General features: G+C 60.1%; 23 protein-coding genes. 10 read left to right on the top strand and 13 right to left on the bottom strand.

What is annotated here, in order from left to right; all coding sequences use genetic code 11:
* Positions 1-71 precede the first annotated feature (71 nt).
* Positions 72-524 carry a GNAT family N-acetyltransferase gene (locus HWX91_RS02715; RefSeq protein ID WP_028195768.1) on the bottom strand — a complete coding sequence of 151 codons (453 nt, stop codon included), beginning with the start codon at positions 522-524 and terminating at the stop codon, positions 72-74.
* Positions 525-661: 137 nt separating this feature from the next.
* On the opposite strand from HWX91_RS02715, the gene HWX91_RS02710 reads away from it, so the two are divergent.
* Positions 662-1,096, top strand: coding sequence for a RidA family protein (locus tag HWX91_RS02710; protein ID WP_028195769.1), 435 nt, complete (start codon positions 662-664; stop codon positions 1,094-1,096).
* Positions 1,097-1,135: 39 nt separating this feature from the next.
* Here the strand turns inward: HWX91_RS02710 and HWX91_RS02705 are convergent, their stop codons facing one another.
* Together HWX91_RS02705 and HWX91_RS02700 are read right to left on the bottom strand one after the other, a co-directional pair.
* Positions 1,136-1,492, bottom strand: a complete 357-nt coding sequence (locus tag HWX91_RS02705; protein WP_028195770.1) for a cupin domain-containing protein — start codon at positions 1,490-1,492, stop codon at positions 1,136-1,138.
* Positions 1,493-1,655: 163 nt separating this feature from the next.
* Positions 1,656-2,213 (bottom strand): sugar O-acetyltransferase, encoded by a 558-nt coding sequence (locus HWX91_RS02700; protein WP_028195771.1) that lies wholly within the window; start codon positions 2,211-2,213, stop codon positions 1,656-1,658.
* A gap of 86 nt (positions 2,214-2,299) precedes the next feature.
* On the opposite strand from HWX91_RS02700, the gene HWX91_RS02695 reads away from it, so the two are divergent.
* Positions 2,300-2,941, top strand: coding sequence for an MAPEG family protein (locus HWX91_RS02695; RefSeq protein WP_042274617.1), 642 nt, complete (start codon positions 2,300-2,302; stop codon positions 2,939-2,941).
* A 46-nt stretch (positions 2,942-2,987) separates the two neighbouring features.
* Here the strand turns inward: HWX91_RS02695 and HWX91_RS02690 are convergent, their stop codons facing one another.
* Positions 2,988-4,292 carry an adenylosuccinate synthase gene (locus HWX91_RS02690; protein WP_028195772.1) on the bottom strand — a complete coding sequence of 435 codons (1,305 nt, stop codon included), beginning with the start codon at positions 4,290-4,292 and terminating at the stop codon, positions 2,988-2,990.
* Between the two features lie 142 nt (positions 4,293-4,434).
* Between HWX91_RS02690 and gcvA the strand changes: the two genes are divergently transcribed.
* The gene (gene gcvA, locus HWX91_RS02685) at positions 4,435-5,334 is read left to right on the top strand and encodes a transcriptional regulator GcvA (protein WP_028195773.1); all 900 of its coding nucleotides are present in this window, start codon (positions 4,435-4,437) and stop codon (positions 5,332-5,334) included.
* Positions 5,335-5,441: 107 nt separating this feature from the next.
* Here gcvA and HWX91_RS02680 read toward each other — a convergent pair whose 3' ends face one another.
* Entirely contained in the window at positions 5,442-6,326 is an 885-nt protein-coding gene (locus HWX91_RS02680) for a LysR family transcriptional regulator (RefSeq protein WP_028195774.1), read from the bottom strand.
* Positions 6,327-6,453: 127 nt separating this feature from the next.
* Here HWX91_RS02680 and argC point away from each other — a divergent pair, with 127 nt between their 5' ends.
* The gene (gene argC / locus HWX91_RS02675) at positions 6,454-7,389 is read left to right on the top strand and encodes an N-acetyl-gamma-glutamyl-phosphate reductase (RefSeq protein ID WP_028195775.1); all 936 of its coding nucleotides are present in this window, start codon (positions 6,454-6,456) and stop codon (positions 7,387-7,389) included.
* 365 nt (positions 7,390-7,754) lie between these two features.
* Here the strand turns inward: argC and HWX91_RS02670 are convergent, their stop codons facing one another.
* Positions 7,755-8,252 (bottom strand): NUDIX domain-containing protein, encoded by a 498-nt coding sequence (locus HWX91_RS02670; RefSeq protein ID WP_081833019.1) that lies wholly within the window; start codon positions 8,250-8,252, stop codon positions 7,755-7,757.
* Between the two features lie 268 nt (positions 8,253-8,520).
* Here HWX91_RS02670 and HWX91_RS02665 point away from each other — a divergent pair, with 268 nt between their 5' ends.
* Positions 8,521-9,084 carry a cysteine hydrolase family protein gene (locus HWX91_RS02665; protein ID WP_028195777.1) on the top strand — a complete coding sequence of 188 codons (564 nt, stop codon included), beginning with the start codon at positions 8,521-8,523 and terminating at the stop codon, positions 9,082-9,084.
* Between the two features lie 89 nt (positions 9,085-9,173).
* On the opposite strand, the gene HWX91_RS02660 is transcribed toward HWX91_RS02665, so the two are convergent.
* Both HWX91_RS02660 and HWX91_RS02655 read right to left on the bottom strand, forming a co-directional pair.
* Positions 9,174-9,935, bottom strand: coding sequence for a glucose 1-dehydrogenase (locus tag HWX91_RS02660; RefSeq protein WP_028195778.1), 762 nt, complete (start codon positions 9,933-9,935; stop codon positions 9,174-9,176).
* Positions 9,936-10,013: 78 nt separating this feature from the next.
* A complete protein-coding gene (locus HWX91_RS02655) occupies positions 10,014-11,228 on the bottom strand; it encodes an MFS transporter (protein WP_028195779.1) in 1,215 nt (404 codons plus the stop codon).
* A 135-nt stretch (positions 11,229-11,363) separates the two neighbouring features.
* Between HWX91_RS02655 and HWX91_RS02650 the strand changes: the two genes are divergently transcribed.
* Entirely contained in the window at positions 11,364-12,365 is a 1,002-nt protein-coding gene (locus tag HWX91_RS02650) for a LysR substrate-binding domain-containing protein (RefSeq protein WP_028195780.1), read from the top strand.
* Between the two features lie 28 nt (positions 12,366-12,393).
* Here the strand turns inward: HWX91_RS02650 and HWX91_RS02645 are convergent, their stop codons facing one another.
* A complete protein-coding gene (locus tag HWX91_RS02645) occupies positions 12,394-13,227 on the bottom strand; it encodes an oxidoreductase (RefSeq protein ID WP_028195781.1) in 834 nt (277 codons plus the stop codon).
* Positions 13,228-13,381: 154 nt separating this feature from the next.
* Between HWX91_RS02645 and HWX91_RS02640 the strand changes: the two genes are divergently transcribed.
* Positions 13,382-14,293 (top strand): AraC family transcriptional regulator, encoded by a 912-nt coding sequence (locus tag HWX91_RS02640; RefSeq protein ID WP_174459537.1) that lies wholly within the window; start codon positions 13,382-13,384, stop codon positions 14,291-14,293.
* A 270-nt stretch (positions 14,294-14,563) separates the two neighbouring features.
* Here the strand turns inward: HWX91_RS02640 and HWX91_RS02635 are convergent, their stop codons facing one another.
* The 4 genes from HWX91_RS02635 to HWX91_RS02620 form a co-directional block, all read right to left on the bottom strand.
* Positions 14,564-15,934, bottom strand: a complete 1,371-nt coding sequence (locus tag HWX91_RS02635; protein ID WP_028195783.1) for an MFS transporter — start codon at positions 15,932-15,934, stop codon at positions 14,564-14,566.
* Positions 15,935-16,091: 157 nt separating this feature from the next.
* Positions 16,092-16,703: a pyridoxamine 5'-phosphate oxidase family protein gene (locus tag HWX91_RS02630; RefSeq protein WP_028195784.1), complete on the bottom strand. Its 612-nt coding sequence runs from the start codon at positions 16,701-16,703 to the stop codon at positions 16,092-16,094.
* 167 nt (positions 16,704-16,870) lie between these two features.
* Entirely contained in the window at positions 16,871-17,335 is a 465-nt protein-coding gene (locus HWX91_RS02625; RefSeq protein ID WP_028195785.1) for a RidA family protein, read from the bottom strand.
* A 142-nt stretch (positions 17,336-17,477) separates the two neighbouring features.
* Positions 17,478-18,263: an AraC family transcriptional regulator gene (locus HWX91_RS02620; protein ID WP_028195786.1), complete on the bottom strand. Its 786-nt coding sequence runs from the start codon at positions 18,261-18,263 to the stop codon at positions 17,478-17,480.
* A 128-nt stretch (positions 18,264-18,391) separates the two neighbouring features.
* Here HWX91_RS02620 and HWX91_RS02615 point away from each other — a divergent pair, with 128 nt between their 5' ends.
* The 3 genes from HWX91_RS02615 to HWX91_RS02605 all read left to right on the top strand — a co-directional run bounded on the left by HWX91_RS02615 (position 18,392) and on the right by HWX91_RS02605 (position 21,239).
* On the top strand, positions 18,392-19,246 hold the full coding sequence (locus tag HWX91_RS02615) for an alpha/beta hydrolase (protein ID WP_028195787.1): 855 nt from the start codon (positions 18,392-18,394) through the stop codon (positions 19,244-19,246).
* A 527-nt stretch (positions 19,247-19,773) separates the two neighbouring features.
* Complete coding sequence (locus HWX91_RS02610; protein WP_244144007.1) at positions 19,774-20,307, top strand: cysteine hydrolase family protein; 534 nt, start codon at positions 19,774-19,776, stop codon at positions 20,305-20,307.
* A 266-nt stretch (positions 20,308-20,573) separates the two neighbouring features.
* A complete protein-coding gene (locus HWX91_RS02605) occupies positions 20,574-21,239 on the top strand; it encodes a glutathione S-transferase family protein (RefSeq protein ID WP_028195789.1) in 666 nt (221 codons plus the stop codon).
* Positions 21,240-21,471 lie beyond the last annotated feature (232 nt).

The following is a 21,471-nucleotide window of genomic DNA, read 5'->3' as shown; positions in this document are numbered from 1 at the left end:
TTAAGCTCGCCGGATCACGAACACAAACCAGACGTCTGGTCACGCCGAACACCAGCAGACATCAGCAGCGATCAGTCCAGATGCTTAACCATGAAGACCCGTTTCAAGCCTTTCTCCTCGGCCCGGTGCGTCTCGGTATAGCCGATGCGAGAGTACAGCGCGATATTCTCCGTCATGGTCTCGTGGGTGTAGAGCCGGATGGCACGGTAACCTGCCGCTCTCGCTGAGCGCTCGGCAAACTCCAGCAGGCGGCGCCCTATTCCTGTCCCCTTGGCGGAAGGTGCCACGGCTACGTTGTCCAGCAGCATCGCATCCTGTTCCGGGATGAGCACAACAATGCCTTGTATCGTGCCTTCCTGATCGACAACATAGACGCTGCCCTTGTCGATCAGGAATTCATAGTCATCCAGCATCGGTCCCGGCGGCCGTCCAATACGACGGATATAAGGCGAGTACGCATCTCGAACGATTTCCTCGATAGCTTGACGGTCGACCAGAATGGCAGGGCGGGGATCGGGATGCATGGGGTGTCTCGCATGTATTCGGCTGAAGGCATGGCCGCGAATATAGTAGCGCCAAACTGCCGCCATCGCGGCCAATCGGCACTCGCATGCTGGCTGGGCCATAATTTCTACGGACAGCTATCCATAGGAGTTCAGCAATGATAAATGCAGTGAACCCGACTCATGTCTGGTCGCCGTTCGGCGCATTCTCAATGGCCGTCATCCAGGGCGATGGCCAGATCGTCCACCTGAAGGGGCAGGTGTCACTCGATCGTCACGGGCAAGTCGTCGGGCAAAACGACCTGCGGGCACAGGTACGCAAGGTTCTGGAGAATATTCGTGACGTTCTGGCGCCGATGGGCGGGCAAATGGCAGATGTGATTTCGCTGGTTCACTATGCAACGGACATCGAGGCCTTCATGACCACAGGAGACATCCGGCAAGAGTTTTTTGCCGCGCCCTATCCAGTCACAACGACCATCCAGATCGAACGTCTATATCGGCAGGAACTGATGATCGAGATCGCGGCAATCGCTGAAATTCCTCACTCGCGGTTTCGTCACCCCGAGCAGGACCGACCAGGCGCTACGTGAGCAGCCGCTTTGAGTGGCCGCGACTAGCCGACGGCCAACTCAGGACGATGCTGGCCAACCCCGCGGGGCTTCGCACCTGACGGTAGTCGCATCGGTCTTCTCGACCGTCAGATTAACCGAGCGTGCACCGCGCGGCCGCGTGCGATGGCGCATACCTGCAGGCACAGTAAGCAACTGGCCGGACAACAGGTCGACCGATCCATCGTCGAAGTCGATGGTGAGCACGCCTTCGATAACCAGAAATGTTTCGTCCGAATCGGGATGCAGATGCCAGAAATATGGCCCGTCCATCACGCTCAAATGAACGTCGTGGTCGTTCACACTCGTCAGAATCTGATTTGAATAACCCTGGAGCGTGCCACCCGCGACCGCACCAACGTCGACCGGTTGGATCATGCCGTCTCCCTGAAGTCAGGTTGGACCAACGCTACACAGCGCGAGAGCGCCCCACCCCCAAGCATAGCCCGGTGTTAAAGCGTTCACCAAAGCAGAAATTCTCGCGAGTATGTGAGCCAAATTAACCGGTCGTTTCGCATAGTGCGCCTCAACAGACGCCCCCTTAGCCAGCAATCGAACGAATGACCCGCGCTGGATTGCCCCCAACAAGCGTATTCGGGGGAACGTCTTTGGTGACGACCGACCCGGCCGCGACGACCGAATTCTCGCCAACCGTTACGCCACCGATAATGGTCGCACCCGCCGCGATCCACACCCCCTTCCCGATCACAATGGGCGCTCCGATGGTGACGGAGCGTCGCTGCGAGGGTTCAAGGGGATGACCCGCCGTGATGATGCTTACGTTCGGCCCGATCATCACATCGTCTGCGATGTCGAGGCCGCCAAGGTCATAGAAAGTGCAGTTCTGGTTGATGAAGACATTCCGGCCGACGCGAATTTCGTCCCCACCGGCCGTATAGAACGGCGGGATCAGCAAAAAGCTCTCGTCGACCTTTTTACCAATCAGTTCGCTGAACAAGGCCCGAACTTCGTCCGCATCGTTGAACGTCAAACGGTTAAGCCTGGCGGTGAGCGCCGTTGCCCGTTTGACGTTTGCCACCATGGCCGCCGATTCCGGCGTCCTGCCGTAAATTATCCTGGTGCGATCGTCTTTCTGCATTCGTCAGTTTCCTTGGGTTGCAGCCGTATCATCGGCCACGGCAATGACACAATATCGCTGCATGAAAACGCCTGGAGGAAACATCCATGACCGCCCCGGTTCATCCCGCGTCCGACTTTCGCCGGCAGCGTACCGTCGGCATTGCCGGCATCGCGATCGCCTCGCTGTTTGCCTCTGGGCTCTGGCTCGCTGTCGATCATTTTATGTCGCCACTGCCGGGCATGGACAGCCTCGGCGCGCGGATGCTGCTGACGCTGAAATGCTGCTGTGCTGCTGTGTTGTTCTGTCTGGTGACAGGTGTGGAAGCCGTGGCGCACGAGCGATTGACCTCGCCCGCGTTCGATCCGCTGGTGGGCTTCGAGACACGCCGATTACGCATCAATCAACGGTACCTGCAGAACACCGTGGAGCAGATCATCGTGTTTGCGGCGGCGCTGTTCGGCCTGGCCGCCTACTGCCCCGACGGCTCATCCATGCGCGCGGTCGTGGCAACGACCGTGCTGTGGACCGTTTCGCGCGGCGCGTTCTGGATCGGCTATCACCACAGCGCAGCGCTGCGCGGGCTTGGGGCTCCGGGCATGGCGATCAGCATGATCGTGCTGCTTTATGTGACGAGCCGGTTTGGGTATGAGATCGCGGGGACAGCGGGGGCGATTGCGCCACTCGTTGTCTTTTTCGCGATCGAGGCGGTATTGTTCTGGGGCACTCGACCGCTAAAAGAAAGTTGATTCAATAGAGTCCGGCAAGCCGATCGAATTCGCTGGCGTGAGTCGATCAGATTGCCATGCCGTCCGTTTCCGCAAACGGGGATCGCAAGACAATCGCGTCGTCACGCTCAGGGCCCGTAGTGACCACTGACACCGGAATACCCACCTCCTGCTGAATCGCTTCAATCAGCGCCGCAGCCTGGCGCGGCAGATCGCCATAAGAGCGGATACCCCGGGTCGAACCGTCCCAACCCTCAAAACGCCTGAGAACCGGCTGCAGGCGTTGCTGCCCGGCGTTAGTGGACGGCATGTAGTCGATGCGCTTCCCGTCGAGTTCATAGCCTACGCACACGTAAATCGAATCGAAACCATCGAGCACATCGAGCTTGGTCAGCGCCAGCAGGTTGATGCCGGCGACCTTGCAGCTCTGCCGCAGTTGCACTGTGTCCAGCCAACCGCAGCGACGCGGGCGGCCGGTGTTGACGCCATACTCGCCGCCGCGCTGCCGGAGCACCTCGCCGAGTGTTCCGTCGACTTCAGACGTGAACGGGCCTTCGCCAACACGCGTTGCATAGACCTTGCTAACGCCAAGCACCTGCCCAAGGTGCGAGGGCGCGATGCCGGTGCCACTGGCCGCGCCAGCGGCGACAGTGCTCGACGACGTCACATACGGATAGCTGCCCCAGTCCACGTCGAGCATCACGGCTTGCGAGCCCTCGAACAGCGTGCGCTTGCCCGAGGCATGCGCGTGATCGAGTTGCTCCCAGACGCGTCCCACGAAGGGCAAGATTCTCGGCGCCATGGCAAGCAGATCGCTCAACATCGGGTCCCGCTGGAAAGGCTCCAGACCGAGGCCGCGGAACCACGCGTTATGGTGTTCAAGCAGTGCATCGAGCTTTTCGGCGAACAGTTCGGGGTCTGCGAGATCGCAAACGCGCAAGCCTCGGCGCCCAACCTTGTCTTCATATGCCGGACCGATACCGCGTAGCGTGGTGCCGATCGGCCTGGCGCGCAAGCGTTCCTGAGCGGCGTCGATCGCACGATGGAGCGGCAGGACAAGCGTCGCCGTCTCTGCGATCTGCAACACCGCGGGCGTTACGCGAATGCCCAGCGCGGCCATGCGGTCGATCTCCGCAAGCAGCGCCTCCGGGTCAAGGGCAACACCGTTGCCGATCAGACCAGGCTTGCCGCGCACGATACCGCTGGGAAGCAGCGCCAGTTTGTACGTCTGACCGTCCACCACAAGCGTATGCCCGGCGTTGTGGCCACCGTTGTAGCGGGCAACGATGTCCGCCTTCTCGGCAAGCCAATCCACAATCCGGCCTTTCCCCTCATCGCCCCACTGCGCGCCAACCACAACAACATTCGACATACGGTAGTCTTCCTGGTGACTTAATTGAACAGATCGAGAGCCCGATCCGGTGCCAACGAGGTGAATATAGGGGACTACAGTGCTCACGAAAATGCATATAAACTCATCATGCTTGTCAGGAAAAATCACATAGAGATCGGCCATGCCACGTCGTCTGCCGCCATTAAACGCACTGCGCGTCTTCGAAGCCGCCGCCAGGCTCGAGAGCTTTTCAGCCGCCGCCGACGAGCTGTGCGTCACGCACGGGGCCGTTAGCCGGCAAGTAGCGCAATTGGAAACCTGGCTCGGACACAACCTGTTTGAACGCCGCGGCCGAAGGGTCGTACTGACCGCACCGGGGCGCACTTATCTGTCAGAGATATCGGCGGCGCTCGACCGCATCGCGCTGGCCACCAATGAACAGCTCCGGGTCACGCGGCAGCAGATCATCAGGGTGAATGCGCCGACTACTTTCGCGTTGCGATGGCTATTGCCGCAGCTTTCCAACTTCCAGTTGACCAATCCGTCGGTGGAAGTCCGGCTGACTACTTCGGCTGAACCGATCGAACGATTACGCGACGAATGCGATGTAGCGATTCGCGGCGGCGAGCAGAAACCGGCAGGGTACGTAGTTAGCGAATTTCTGTCGGAAGTCCGCTTGCCGGTGTGCTCGCCCAAGGTGCTGGAGTCCCATCCGATACGTCATGTCTCAGACCTGGCGCATCACACCCTGCTGCATACGGCAACCTATCCGGGCCTTTGGGCCGAATGGCTCGCGGCGTGCGGCAACCCTCAGCTTGCCGCACGTCATTCGCAGCAACTGGATCACTTTTATTTGACCCTGCAGGCCGCCATTGACGGCTTAGGTATTGCGATGGGCCCGACCGCGCTTGTAGCGCTCGATGTCGAGGAGGGCCGTCTCGTGTTTCCGTTCGACGGGCCGGCCTTACCTGCGTGGCGCTACTGCAGCTACGTCCACAATGCACGCCTTGAGGACCCCGCCATCAATACCTTTCTGACATGGCTGCGCGAACTGGGGCAGCGTTTCTCACGCAATGCGTAGCGTAGACGCGTACGCGCAAGTCTCGACGCGACTGGGTTACCCGCCTCAACGTCATATCGTCCCAGCGACAACGAACCCAAGCGAACCGAAGCGGCAAATGGCAACGCCTACGCCAATCGCAGCCCCCACAACACATCCAGTACGTGTTGCGTGGAACGCTCAACGTGTCCCGCACGATGCGCAATGCCGAGCCGGCGCCACAACGCCGGGCGCAGCGGACGCATGACAATGCGCCTGTCGGGCAATGGCGTCGTAGCCTCGTGTGGCAACAGCGCTGCGCCGTAACCTGCCGCTACCAGACTCTTGATCGCGTCGTTGTAGTTGAGCTGAATGCGCGGCACAGGATGGTGTCCACCGGTCGCGAACCACTCCGTGGTCAGACGCGAGAGGCGCGTAGTCGTGTCATTGAGGATGAGAGGCTTGGCGGCGAGCCATTCAGGCGTGACGCGGGCGGGACAGCGCCAATGGGCCGGCACAAAAGCCATTACAGGGTCGCGGCGCCAAGGCTTGATCACGAGCCCGGCCACCGGAGGCTGAGGCAGCGCGACCAGCCCAACATCCAGCGTGCCGTCCACTAATCGTGACAGCGTTTCATGCGACGTGAGCACCGCAATCTGAATGTCGATAGCAGGATGGTGCTGGCGCAGCACCTCAAGCGCTTGTGGCAACAGATGCGCGATCACACCGGTCGACGCACCGAGCCGCGCGCGCCCTTCGAGCCCCTCCACCTGCCGTTGAATATCGTCTAACGCCTGCTCCGCATCCGCCAGCAGCCGACGCGCGCGCTCCACCAGCACCTCTCCTATCGCCGACGGCTTTACATGTCCGCGCTTGCGTGACAGGAGTGGAGCGCCAATGCGGTCTTCGAGTTCAGCGATGTGGAGACTGACAGTTGGCGGCGCCAGATGCAATGCACGCGCCGCATCGGCAAATGAGCCATGGTCGGTAATGGCGACCAGGGTGCGCAAGCGGTCCAGACTGATCTCTCGCATGTCGGCGTCCAGATTCAGAAAAACTGAATGTCCACGTTATGAAATTCAACTTTCTCTATTCTAACCGTGCATGGAACATAGGGGCTCGCGCTACTTACTACAACCCAGTCACCGAAGGATTTCACGCATGAGCTCACCCGTTGTTTTCATCGACGGCGACCAAGGCACCACCGGGTTGCAAATCCACGAACGGCTGCGCAACCGGACCGATCTGAAACTGCTCACGCTTCCCGCCGCGGAACGCAAAGATCCGCGGCGTCGCGCAGAGGCCATCAACGCCTGCGACATCGCCATCCTCTGCTTGCCTGACGCCGCCGCACGCGAGGCGGTGGACGCCATCGTTAATCCTGCCGTGAGAGTCATCGACGCAAGTTCCGCCCACCGCACGCAGCCGGGCTGGACATACGGCTTTCCGGAAATGGCGGCGGGACAGGCTGAGCGCATTGCGAACGCACGCCGGGTGACCAATCCCGGTTGCTATCCAACCGGCGCAATTGGCTTGCTGCGTCCACTGTTGCAGGCCGGGCTCATTCCTGACAACTACCCCGTCAGCATTCATGCGGTGTCCGGCTACTCCGGACGTGGGCGTGCCGGCGTGGAAGAGCACGAGGGGCACGGTGCCGGCAACGCGCCTTCATACGTGGTGTATGGTCTGGAACTCGCGCACAAACACACCCCGGAGATCCAGCAGCACGCCGGGCTCATGCAGCGCCCGATCTTCGTCCCTGCGTACGGTTCGTTCCGCCAGGGCATCGTGCTGACAGTGCCCCTGGAACTACGGCTGCTGGCCCCCGGCGTGGATGGCGCTACGTTACACGCGTGCCTTGCACGCCACTATGCCGAGGCGGCTCATGTACATGTCTTGCCGCTGCACGAATCGTGCGCCTTGAAGCAACTGGATCCGCAAGCGTTGAACGGTACTAACGATATGCGCCTAAGCGTGTTTCCTAACATGGAGCACGGGCACGTCCTGTTGTCCGCGGTTTTCGATAATCTCGGTAAAGGCGCATCCGGCGCAGCGGTTCAGAACCTGAACCTGATGCTCACGCAGCAATCTCGATGAGTTTGAAACCGCCGGTGTTGCCTGCGGTCCACTTGAATGCTCGACGCTGAGCATGGCGCTGGCTCTGCTCTGATAAGGACTGTACATGCCCGGTCGCTATCGTACCTGGAACGGGTGCCACGGCAGTGCGCATACGCTTAAAGCGATGCCCGCTCCAGAAATTTCCTGATCTCGACCGAGTAGACGCCAGGATGCAAGAACCGGAACATGTGGCCGGTGCGCGGCATGATGACTTCCTGCGAACCCTTTATGCCCTTCAGGAGGATTCCCGCGGCCTCTTCGCCGATCAGCCTGTCTTCCTCGGGAGTGAGGATCAGCGTGGGGACGTCGATCTTCTGCAGCAGCGCTGTATAGTCAGGCCCAACTTAACGGCAGAGATCTTTGCGGAGATACGCCGCGACCGGCTCAGTCAGCGCGATGTCGTGCAATTCCTCCGGCGATGCCAGACGCGCGGCGACAATTTCACGATTGTCGAGCCGAAGCTCGGGCATGCAATCGAGGTGCAGTTCAAAGAAGTGCACCTGGTCTCGTCTCCCGTCCCAGGAGCCGCAGACGGTGCCCGCGGGGCGCAATGGGTGCGACGGGTGCGACGGGAGACCAATCTCCTCCTCCATTTCGCGCTGCGCGGCAGCATCGGGGGTTTCACCGGGCCGGACACTGCCGCCGGGCAAATTCCATTCGGCCCGGTACGATGACTTCACCAGCAATAGCGCCCGCCCGACGTAGATCGCTACGAGCGCTCCCTCGTGGCGAGGACGCCGGAGGTGCCACCACGCGCGAGCAAGCCGGAATCCGAGGCGAAGCACCACGCGCCAGACATAGTCGATAAGCGTAGCCGGCTGCACTCGCTCAGGGCTCGGCATGAAGTCTCTCCTTTCTTTCATGGTCAGAGATGGTCAGAGGTCTTCCGGCGCGCCGCCTAAGCGGCCGTTCACAATATGTCACCCGCCAGCGTCGGGCGAACGTTCAGCTATCATGCTCCGAGCTTCCGGTTGCAAACTATATAGTCTCCGCTGCCGGTGTTTCCAGATCAATCGCCGCCCGTCCTTCGCCACTCTCTTGCTTGAAGCCGTCGTCTTACCGGCAGCAGATCCGGCTAAGATACTTTCTTTTTCCGGAAGCTACCTGCTCATGACTACGTTAGCCGATCGCCCCAACACCGCGCTTGTCGTTATCGACCTTCAGAATGAAGTCGTCGCGAAAGCATATCGGCGTGATGAGGTGCTCGACACAGTCAACACGCTCATTGCGCGGGCGCGCAGCGCCAAGGTGCCGGTCGTCTGGATCCGTCACGCCGACGAAGATCTGAAAGCCGGTAGCGAAGCGTGGCAGATCGTTGCCGAACTGGTTCCGGCAGCGGGGGAAGCGATCGTCGAGAAAAGTTATCGCGATGCGTTTGAAGCCACCGATCTCGAACAGGTGCTATCGAGCCTGAGCGTGGGCAAACTCATCGTGACGGGTGCACAGACGGACATGTGCGTCCGCTCGACACTGCATGGCGCACTCGTACGCGGCTATGACGCGCTTCTGGTCGGCGATGCCCATACGACTGAAGACCTGACGCAATGGGGCGCGCCGCCGCCGGACGCCGTCATCAGGCACACCAATCTGTACTGGAGCAATCAGCGGGCACCGGGCCGCACTGGCGGAGTCATCGAGAGCAAAGACGTCGATTTCGCATCCGGTAGTTGCTAAGGGCGAGTGATGACGTCGTAGGTCGCGGGTGCGCTCACGCACAGTGTCCGCGACAGCGTTTCAGGAAGTTCAGCGCCGCATCCTGTCGCTCACTTGCCGCCAGTGACATCGAGGAAGGTGCCGGTGATGAAGGACGCCTCGGCGCTTGCCAACCATAGAATCGCCTGCGCAACCTCTTCAGGTTGACCGCCTCGCCCCATCGGAATCGAGTCTTTGACGCGATCGACTCGCCCCGGCTCTCCGCCGCTAGCATGCATGTCAGTGTAGATATGCCCAGGGCGAATGCAGTTGACGCGTATGCCATCCCGCGCGACTTCCTTGGCGAAGCCGATGGTGAATGTCTCGAGCGCCCCCTTCGAGGCCGCATAGTCGACATATTCGTTTGGACTGCCAAGCCGTGCCGATGCCGACGAGATGTTGATCACCACGCCGCCGCGGCCATTGTAACGACGCGACATCCGCTTCACCGCCTGCTGTGCGCAGAGGATAGGGCCTATCGCGTTGACCGCGAAGACACGCTGCATCCGCTCGAATTCGAGATCCTCCAGCCGGGACTGCCGCGCAATTATCGCGGCGTTATTCACGAGCACATCGATCCGGCCGAACGTCTGGTCGATCGCGGCGAATAGCTGAGCGACCTGCTCGGGATCTGCGCTGTCTGCGCGCACCGGTAAAGCCCGGCGCCCGGCAGCTTCCACATCGGCCGCCACCGCAAGGGCAGCGGATTCGTCGGAGACGAAGCTTATCGCTACGTCGTAACCCTGTGCGGCAGCAAGCCGTGCAGTCGCCGCCCCTACGCCGCGGCCTCCACCCGTTATCAGAATCAACGGCGCCTGCGGAACAGTGTTCATCTGGTAAGTCTCCACGTGGTGGTGAAAAAAATGCATCCTGGGCGAGCCGAATAACAGCGGAGTGCGTCGCTGGCGAGCTCACGTCGTGCGCAGACGAGGACGAAGGGCAAACGCCAGGGGGAAGATGGTCAGCGCTGTGATCGCAGTCGCAATGGTGGCACCGTGTACGCCGATTCGATCGCCCAGAAAACCGTAAACAATCGGAGAAAGTGCCCCCGAAGCAATGGTACCCGTATAAAAGAGCGCAAACGCTCGCTCGGTACGCTCGACCGAAGTCAGTTCAGGCACCGTGCCATAAAGAACAGACGATGTGCCGTTGAGCATCACGCCAAGCAGTGGCAACAAGATCATGGCGGGCGCCAGTGGCAGGTAAATCACGGCAAGGATCAACGCTGCCGTGCCGCCTTCGGTTGCGAGCACAGTGCCGATTACCCCCACGCGCGCGCCGAGCCAGCCACAAACAAACTTGCCGGCGGCGCCACCGATGAAGACGAGTGCGAGCGCCGTGCCCATCATCGGTTGCGAGATGCCTTTCGTTTTCAGGAGGAATGGCAGGAAGGTCAACAACCCCATCCGCACGGCTGTGTCGAGTACGCCGATCGTGAACAGCAGTGAGAAGCCCGATCGCGAGCCGTTGCTGTTCCGGCTCGACGTTTCCTCCAGAGAAGACTCGTCTCTCGGTATCGATGGGAGAAAAAGTGCAATCACGACTGCGACTACAACGCCGATCGTCGACACGGCCCAAAGCGCATGGCGCCACGGCATGATGGTAATCAGAAGCGAGATAGCCGCTGGAAGCGCGGATTTGCCCAGGTCGCCTGAGAAATTGTAGATGCTGAGCGGCCCTCGAGCGTTGCGTCCATACGCGCGTGAGACCGCGCCTGAAGCCAGCGGATGTTGCGTGCTCGAGCCGCTTCCCGAGATGGCGAGCGCGACGCATAAGCCCAGCAGGCTTCCAGACAGGCCTGCGACGGCATAGCCCAGCGCGGCCAGAAACGTGCCGAACGCAAGCGTCGCGCGCGTGCCCAATGTGCGTGCGAGGCGTCCAGCGGGTAATTGCAGCGTCGCCATCGTGCCCGCATAGATGCCGCGCAACATGGCCAGGGCGCCGAAACTGAGTCCAAAGTCCGCCTGCCAAACGGGAAGCAACGCGTAGATCATGTCGGTGTACCCGTCGTGCAGCGCGTGCGCCGTACACGAGAGCCACAATACGCGCGTGCGTGGTACGGAGGTCGACTGACCGGGTCCGTCGGCTACGCCTGTCGTTGGGGAGGAGAAGGAGAAAAGTCTCATGGTTCAACTGAATCGCAGAAGCGCAGGCCTTGACGACAGCTTGAGCATTTGTTGCGGGACACCCATAGTCTAGGTTCGTCAAGAACACGCCACAACTGACGTAAAATTGAGTCAGCCGGGAGATAAAGTCACCATATGGACACAGACAAACGAGCGGGGAAAGACGCGGAAAAGTTGCCTCCCTTGAATGCGTTGCGGCACTTTGAGGCGGTCGCCCGCCTGGGGAGTTTCGCGGCTGCGGCGAGCGACCTGCACGTCACGCACTGGGCGGTCGGCAAACAGATTCGCTTGCTGGAAGACTGGTTCGGTGTTCCGCTCTTCGAACGCCGTTCACGCGGCGTCGTTCCTACTGACGAAGGCGCTGCTCTGCTCAACGACGTCAAAGGTGCATTTGCGCGCCTGGGCAGTTCGGTTACCCGGCTGCGTCAGGAATTCATTACGCGCCGTATCACGGGGGTCGTGCGCGTAAATGCGCTGGCAAGCTTCTCTTTATGCTGGCTAATACCGCGCCTGGCGGATTTCCGGGCTCGCTACCCGGACATCGATGTGCGGCTCTCCACAACCTCACGCAGGTTGCGCTATGTCGGCGGTGCATTCGACGTCGGCGTGCGGTCGGGACCCGAGGAGGCGACAGGCCTCGTGTCAACGACGCTGATGCCCGACTTGCGCCTGCCCGCCTGCAATCCAGCGGTGCTGCTAAGCCACCCGATCAGGACGGTCGCCGACCTGCGAAATCACACGCTCCTTCATTCCACGAGCACGCGCACTGCCTGGTCCGACTGGTTACGGGGGGCCGGTGCGCCAGGCCTGCAGGGTGCCCATCATCTCGACTTCGATCACGTTTTTCTACAACTGGGCGCAGCGGCCGAAGGCCTCGGCGTAACGTTGGCGTCGCTGCCACTTATCGAGCGCGAGATTGCAACCGGGCGTCTCGTGTGTCCGATATCGGAGCCGGTGTTGCGCGGACCGGACTACACCTTGGTCGTGAACACCGATCGCGCGGACGATGACGCCGTCCTTGCATTCAAAGAATGGATCATGGCAACGGCGGCGCAAAATCCGGTAGAGCCGGCTCGCGGCGAACCTGCACAAAAAATTCGCCGAGCCAAACCGCACACGACACGATCGCAGCGCTAGTTGCGATTGCGCCCGACTCCAGCGGTCTTCAGCCATCGGTTGAGACCGTGACAGACTCCCAGTCGCGGATCTCATTTTCCAATGCGGACAACTTACCTCTCACGAGCCCGAGTGCATCGCTACCGAGTAAAAGATGCGTGGGTGGGCAATCCGCGGCGATTGCGGCGAGCATCGCGCGTGCCGCCTTTTGAGGATCGCCCAGTTGCTTGCCGCTCTTCTCCTCACGCGCTGTGCGAATGGGGTCGAAGATAGCGTCGTAATCCGCAATCGAACGGGGTGTTCGCGTCATCGAACGACCCGCCCAATCGGTGCGGAACGAGCCGGGTGCGACGGCTGTGACGGCAATGCCGAAAGGCTTGACCTCCTTGCCAAGCGCCTCGGAAATTCCCTCCAGTGCGAATTTGCTTCCGCAGTAGTACGTGATGCCCGGCATGGTGATATAGCCGCCCATCGACGTGATATTCAGAATGTGGCCACGTCTGCGCTCACGCATGAAGGGCAGCACGGCTTTCATCATGGCGACAGCACCGAACACATTCACATCGAACTGTCTGCGCATCTCGGACAAAGGCGATTCTTCCATGATGCCTTCGTGTCCGTAGCCGGCGTTGTTGACCAGAACGTCGACCGGTCCGACGGTCGCCTCGATCTCCGCCACGATGCCGCCAACGGCATCGAAATCGGTCACGTCAAGTACACGTCCAAAAGCCGCGTTCTCAGACAGTGCCTCGAAATCACGCTTTGCCTGCTCGCTTCTCACCGTACCGACGACTTTGTGTCCCGCCGCCAACGCCTCGCCTGCAAGTGCACGGCCGAAACCGCTGCTGACGCCAGTGATAAGTAGAGTTTTGCCGGATGCCATTGAAGCCTCTCCCGAATGTTATCTGGAGAGTGCATACTAGTCTCAATGACGGGGCTGTCTAAGCCATATTTCGCTATTTTTCTTGCCTAAAACTATGAACGCAAAGTGGGCCATCACGGATAATCCGGATCTTTCCGCGGCAACCCGGAAACGCATGGTTGCGCTGCTCCTCGCGTTGGCGCCCGACGAGGGCTACAACCTCACGGCGCTGCCGGGCGTCCGCATCTTGCGGTCAAACCGACCTCTGGCACGCACACCGGTTCTCTACGATCCCGGTATCGTGATCGTTTGTCAGGGGCGCAAGCGGGGTTATTTCGGCAACCGGCTTTATCTCTACGACGAACGTCACTACCTGGCCGTAGCCGCGCCCGTTCCGTTCAGCATGGAAACCGAGGCCACCCGGCAGCGCCCGCTGCTTGCGCTGTACCTCCACCTCGATTTCACGTTGGCCGCCGAACTGGCCGGGCAGATCGACCGTGAAGGCGTAGCGGAACACGTGCAGGCGCCTCAAAGCATGATGTCGACGCCGATGGATGACGCGATGCAGGCGTCCGTGCTGCGTTTCCTTGAGGCAATGCATCGGCCGCTTGAAGCCGCTGTATTGGGCCCTGGCCTGCTACGCGAACTTTATTTCCGTGTGCTCACCGGAAAGCAGGGAAGCTCGATGCGCGAAGCTTTGGCGATGCGAGGCCAGTTCGGCCGGATAGGCAGATCGCTACGCCTCATCCATGCCGGCTACGCGCAGCCGCTGGACGTGACGCGGTTGGCAGAAGAAGCCGGAATGAGCGTTCCGAGTTTCCATAGCCACTTCAAGGCAATCACACACGTTTCTCCGATGCAGTACGTGAAGTCAACCCGCTTGCACCAGGCTCGCCTGTTGATGATCCGCGAGGAGTTGACCGCGGACGCCGCGAGCCACGCGGTGGGTTACACGAGCGCGTCCCAGTTCAGCCGGGAGTTCAAGCGGCTTTTTGGCTTGACGCCGGCGGCGGAGACGAAGCGTATGCGCGAGAGCTTCGCCATTCCGGCAGCGTTCGACGATGCGACGTACGTTTCATCACACTGAGCGTGACACGCTTTGCTCCCGGGGGTAACACCGACAGTTGACGAGCGATAGTTTCGACGACCTGCTCAACCGAAACGTTAGCTGTGTCGACCACCAGATGCTCGGATTCCCACGCATCATATTGGCGTTCAAGCACGCTCCGCCATGTCGGCAGCGTGTGACCAGGGATATCTGCCCGTCGTCCGTCGACCCTAAGACGGTGCGCCGTCGCATCGGAACAAATCAGCTCGATCTCGACGATGCGCACGCCGGCTTCGAGCGCCACGTTTGCTAACCGGACACGTTCTCCAACGTGCTGCCGCGAGTTTCAATCCCAAAGCGCGTCACCACGAGCGCCGCCACAAGAAAACAGAGGGCACCGAAAACGAATACGCCATCATTCTTCCAGACTGGAAGGATCAGGCCGACCACCGTCGGTCCAATCAGCGCACCAAGCCGTCCAATGAATGAGGCGAAGCCGCACCCCGAAGCCCTCGCTCTCGACGGGTACAACTCGGGCGTGTAGGTGTAGAGCACGGCCCACATGCCAAACGTGAAGAATTGCATCAGTGCGCCGACTGCGATCAGCGCAGACGGGCTCGGACTGAGATGCGCAATGCGGCCAAATGCGAAGATCATCACCGCGGCGCCCACCAGCGTGATGACGCATGTCGGTTTGCGTCCCCATCGCTCAACCGCCCAGGCGGCCCATAGAAAGCCGGGCACGCCGCCTAGCGATATATAGACGGTGAACAGAACCGACTTCGTCACGGCGAGTCCCGATTGTTGAAGGAGCGCGCCCAGCCAGGTGTTCAATCCATAGAATCCAAGAAGTGAAAAGAACCACAACGAACCGACCGTCAGCGTTCTGCTCCGATAAGCCTTCGACCACAACACCTTGAGACCCTGCTCGCTACGCAACCCGATAGCGACCGGATTAGTCGCCGGCAAACTTCTCAATTGCAGGCGCGACATCACGGATTGCTCGATTCGCGCGACGATTTCCGCCGCCTCCACGTGACGCCCTCGCGATTCAAGCCAGCGCGGCGATTCGGGAACATAGCGGCGGACCACGAACAGAAAGACCGCCGGCATCGATTCGATCAGGAACAAGGTTCTCCAGCCGTGCGCGCCCAGCACATAGTATGAAAGCAGTCCGGCACAGATAAACGCCAGCGGCCAGTTTCCATCCATCATTGCGAGGTAGCGGCCCCGCGACTTTGCCGGAATGAATTCCGACAGCATGGTCTGCGCGAGCGGAAGCTCCATCCCCATTCCAATGCCGAGAACCAGCCGGAAGATACCCAATGAGGTCGCATCCGTAGCGGTCGAGCACAGATAGCTGCCCACGCCCCACACGATCATGCTGATCTGAAACACCGGCTTGCGGCCGAACCGGTCGGCGGCGGCTCCTGAACACAATGCGCCCAGCGCCATCCCGGCGAAGCTGGCGCTACCCAGCATTCCAGCCTGCGCGCTGCTCAGGCCAAACTCGCTCTTGATGGAGCCGAGAACAAAGGTCATCGTGGCGAGGTCGACGTTATCGAAGAAAAATGCCAGCGCGATGACTACGAACAGCATGCGGTGGTAGCCGCAAACAGGTAACCGTTCCAGCCGGCTGGCCGCGTTGCCGCCCGCCACTTCCATCCCTGTCATCTTCATGCGTGTCTCCTGTTCTCATGGGTCGAATCGAAAAGTACGGACACCGCATCGAACGGTGCCTGCAAAAATCACTATCGGACTCCAAAAGAACAGCGGCTCACGTGAAGATGCCGTCGGGTATCGCGTCTACGCCAACTTGGGAACGGCTGCGGCCGGCTTACTTGAAGCGGTTCTTGTCGAACGCGTCTGCCGGCAAGCCGGACAGGGTCGCGCCCGCGGCAAACGGGTACCGGACATAGGGGGCCTCAGGTTGACCAGGCGGAGAATATTGACCGTCCGCGAGAATGCGTTTCTTGGCCGTCATCTCGTCGATCACGCATCGCATCGCGATGATCTGATTGGCCGCGCCGTCCTCGATCGGCGTGTAGTCTTTCTCCGGTCGAAATTTGTCGAGCGCCTGGTTCTGGTGCGCGATCACGTCATTCGTCAGATGCGTGATTTGTGCCCGGCAGCGAGCGATCACACTGTAGTACTCGAGACTGGTGTTTTGCCCTTTGGGCGCTTTAAGCAGCGCCACCGGTCGATCGATTTCAATAATCAGATGCGGGTTGGCATGGATCGCCGCAGCAAATTTTCCGAATCGCGAGCAGTGAATCAGGAACGCATCGCCGACGAACGTAAAGCTCTGCGCCGTGATGTACGGGTACGGCGTGTCGTGAACCGCGGCGCGGCAGATCAGTTCGTCTTTCAGAAAATTTTCGATGGCGGGCCAGTCAGTCCACGCGAGGTCGGTCCGGCGCATGTCGGCGCACAAGTAGGTGGGAGTCATGTCGGTGTATAAGTGAAGGAGTGAATTGAATGTTGTCGGCGCGACCCGGGGCAACCTCGGCGCCGACTCGAGACACGACGGTTATCTTCGTCTGACAGGATGACGCGCAACTGCATCGCGGTGCGCGCTCCCCTGCGCATACGGGCAGTCCGCCCGCCGCGCCCATTTCATCCCGCCAGTGCAAACGTCGCTTCGACTTCCACCGGTGCATTGAGGGGCAGGCTTGCCACGCCTATCGCGATTCTTGCGTGCGAGCCTCGCTCACCGAAAATCTGGGTGACAAGCTCGGATGCCGCATTGATAACGGCAGGGGCATCGGCGAAACCGTCCGACGTCGCGACAAATCCGCCGAGTCGCAATACCTTCCTGATCCGGTTCAGATCCCCTTCCGTAGCATGGTGTGCCCACGCCAGGATGTTGACCACGCACAGTCGCGCTGCGCCCTGAGCATCTGCGACCGACACCACGTCAGGCACTCTGCCGGTAAACAGTGCCTTTCCGTCCCGCACCGGCAATTGTCCTGAAACGATCAGTTGATTATCTAAAAGAACGTAGGGACGGAATGCAGCGGCGGGAACAGCGGGTGTCGGAAGCGTTATTCCCGCTTCGCGAATGCGATCGTAAATTGTCATTACAGCTCCTGTGTTTGCCGCCCACGCGGCCTTCACGATCACTATGAACAATTAGCGCACAGCGGACGCTCGCGATAGCGCCACGATTCGTCGCGTTGACGCCATTCTGGCGATGAATAAACGGCGGGATAAGCGACACGCCTCAGTCGATGTCGGTACGCCGGAAATACTCCGTGGGGCTGCTTCCCAACGCTTTGCGGAACATCGCGCTGAACGCGCTAGGACTGTCGTAGCCGAGCTCCGTGGCGATTTCGGTGACAGGGCGGTCGTTAGCGAGCATCTGCACGGCCGCGAGCAAACGGGCCTGCTGCCTCCAGCGCGTGAATGTCATGCCGGTTTCTTCGGGAAACAGTCTAATGATCGTGCGTTCACTAGCACCAACCACCTTGCTCCAGGAGGTAACGGACGTCTCCTCGGCCGGATTCGCGACGATCCAGCGGCAAATACGCGCGATGCGTGCATCGTTCGGCATCGGCAGATGCAGCGGCTCGATCTGCAGCGGTTTGATCTCCTGAAACAGCAGTTCGACCACGAGGCCATCGCGCCCGTGTTCGTCGTAGTCAACCGGCATCTTGACGACAGACGCGATCAACTCGCGCAGCAGCGGCGAGATGGAGACCACGCAACATGCGGTCGAGGCGAGCGGCGTGTGTTCCGGATCGAAGTAGAGCGTGCGCATTTCAATGCGGCCAATTGCCTGCATGCAATGGCGTACCCGAGGCGGTACCCACACAGCGCGCAGCGGCGGCACGACCCACGAGCCGCCCTCAGCAGTGACGAGAATGGACCCGGCGTACGCGTAGATCAGCTGGCCGCGCCGATGTTCGTGATAGTCGATGAAGAACCTGTCGGGTAGATCGCGGGCCATTCCGCCGACTCGCTGCTGGATGAGTTGGTAGTCGTCCCGGTTTTCGCTCTTGCCGAACATGGCGTGTCCTCAATCAATGTTGTCACTTGCGCGCGAGCGTGCCAGCCCGCAGCGCCTGTAATTTACGGAGTGACGCGGACGCCCGAATGTTCGCTTACTCCTTCAACGCACTTTCAATGAGGTACAGGATGCCGGTTTACCGTTCGTTTAATCAAGAGGCTTTGGATCAACAATACAATGTTCGCGCCGGAATCCCCGACCATCTGGAGATATTCGCCCGCTGGTCGCAGACGAGCGCCCAGTTTCGTCGCGACCACACGGTGAACGAAAATGTGCGCTATGGCGCGGACGAAAAACAAACGCTCGATTTCTTCCCCGCGAAGGACAAGGGGCGTCCGGTCCTCATCTTCATCCACGGCGGCTATTGGCAATCGCTCGATAAATCCGACTTCAGCACAGTGGCGCTTCCCTATCTGGAAGCGAACATCAACGTGGCGGTCGTGAACTATCGACTCGCGCCCTCAGTGCGAATGGGGGACATCGTCCTGGACAACATCCAGGCGATTGCTCATCTTTATCGAAATGCACAGGCACTCGGCCTCGACCGCGACGCAATCTACGTGTCCGGAAGCTCGGCGGGCGGCCACTTGACCGCGATTCTGGCCGGCACCGACTGGACGAAGCATGATCTTCCCGCAAACGTTGTGAAGGGTGCTTGCGCGATCAGCGGTCTTTACGATCTGGAACCGATCCGGCTGTGCTATCTCAACAACGCCGTCAAACTCGATGAGCGGGAGGTGGCTGATTTCAGCCCCAAGTTCCATCTGCCCTCGACAGTTCTGCCGTTCATCCTGACCGTCGGCGGCGATGAGTCCGATGAGTTCCACAGGTTGCAGGCGGAATACCAGACGCTCCTGAATAACCATGGTCTCGACGTGCGGATCGTACGTCAACGGGACGGGCACCATTTCGATGCCGTCGACAGGCTTGGAGAGGTGGGCGGAGCACTGTCGCAAGCCGTCATCGACATGATGCGTGCCTGATCTGGAGAGTCTTGCGTGGCTGAAACCGGGCCGGTGACGACCGGTCGACATCTAAAAATATTTCGGAAACCTCAATTACCAGGTTTTTTGGAAAGAAAGACGTCCGTGCCGGCCAAAGCGTATACCGTGGGTAAGTCGGCCGCTAATGTGGGGCCTCCAGCTTCGGAGGCCCCTTCATGCAATCGCTGCTCAAACTTCGGCTCAACCGCCAGTAAGTAGCTTTCGAGTTCATCGTCCGTATCTCCGTTGAAGAATCTCCGTGAAGACAAAACCGCTCATTTCTATTCACGGGCCAGGTTGTTTGAGGAGAAAGGTGCGCACATCCATCCCGCGCGCTCATGGGATGTTGACGATCCAGGCGCCTTAGTCAAGTGTCTCGTCCTGGCCGCATCAAACCGGGCAACTGCCGCGAGTGCGAACTTGCGGCCGACTTGCGATAAAGTCCTGAATCGAATCGCTTCGCGACAACGTCCGCTTACGCAGGGAAAAAAATGACTGCCTTGCCACGCCCGGCCGGCGCCGTGCTTATGCTCGTGGATCTTCAGAAAGCCATCGACCACCCAAGCTGGGGACGCAGAAACAACCCGCTTGCCGAGCTTCAGATTGCACGTTTGCTCGACCACTGGCGGCGGCATGGCTGGCCGGTATGGCACATTCGGCACGACTCGACCGAACCCGGCTCGCATTATCGACCGGGCCAAAGCGGACACGACTTCAAACCTGAGGCCACACCTGTCGCCGGCGAGCCGGTCATTCCGAAACGGACCAACAATGCGTTCATAGGTACGAATCTGGAAGCCCAACTTCGCGCACAAGGCCATCACACACTGGTGGTCGCCGGCGTCATCACCAATAACTCTGTCGAAGCGACGGTCCGTATGGCCGGCAACCTGGGCTTCACAACCTACCTCGTAGCCGATTGCTGTTTTACGTTTGATCGAAAAGACTGGAATGGCAACCTGCGAAGCGCGGAGGACGTGCACGCAATGTCGCTTGCCAATCTGGACCAGGAATACTGCACCGTCATCACCGCTGAGACCTTGCTGGATACCGACAAGTGAGCTGACCCGCTTCGGCTGGTGCCGGCGAATTGCGACAGGTTATGGCCCGCATGCATACGATCCGAATTCTTACCTGGGGCTTTCAACAGAATGGCGAAGACCGGTCTCGTGCCCGGATGATGTCGTTCTGGACACCGATTTACCCAATCCCTGAGAAAAAATTAGTTCGAGGATGTCGATTTAGCCCCATCGCGAACGTCTGATAGATAAGTGCCGGAGTGACGTGTCCGGCACTCGACGAGACATCTGGCAAAGGAGAAATCACCATGCCCCCGCAACCGATCCCCGTTATCACCGTCTTTGAACGATCGCCCGATCGCGGCAAGGGACTGGCGCGTGACATGCGGGTTCGCTGGGCGCTTGAAGAAGCCGGCCAAGCTTACGAGGTTCGCCTTGTTTCTTTCAGCGCAATGAAGGAACCCGCGCATCGAGCACTTCATCCCTTTGGGCAGATCCCGACCTATGAAGAAGGCGCGCTGACCCTGTTCGAATCGGGAGCCATCGTGTTCCATATCGCAGAGCACCATACAGGCCTGCTACCTGACGGTGCGAATGCCCGCGCACGCGCGATCACATGGATGTTTGCGGCGCTCAACACGGTCGAGCCACCGATCCTCGATCTCCAGACCACCAGGTTTCAGGAGGCGGACAAGGCCTGGTACGAGCAGCGCCTGCCTATCGTCGAAGATCGCATCCGTGACCGGTTGCGTGAGCTTTCCGATCGCCTTGGCAACGCCGACTGGCTCGATGGTGCGTTCAGCGCGGGCGACCTGATGATGGTGTCGGTGCTGCTCAGGCTGAGAGCATCGGGTTTGCTGGACGAATACCCGAACCTCTCCGCTTATGTCGCCCGCGGCGAAGCGCGGCCCGCCTACAAACGCGCTTTCGACGCTCAATTGGCGGTTTTCACTGGCAAGCCGCCGACCGGCTGATGAAGATAAGCGCTGGCTCGAACTTGGCCGCTCGTCATCACGCTGAGTCCGGCCAAAACCGTGTGAAAATACAAAGTAACCGGTTTTCGGGTGTCGCTTCACCCTTCCCTAGTTGCTGCCAGGCCAATACGGCGCGTCAAGAGCATAACCGAGGGGCGTTTCACGATGCCTGACCAAAGCGGTAGTCAAGCTGTCACGAGGTCTCACCGGGCCGGTAGCCAATCTGCATTGG

The organism is Paraburkholderia fungorum, assembly GCF_902833645.1.
GTDB lineage: Bacteria > Pseudomonadota > Gammaproteobacteria > Burkholderiales > Burkholderiaceae > Paraburkholderia > Paraburkholderia fungorum.
This window is presented reverse-complemented; position numbering and strand designations above follow the sequence as displayed.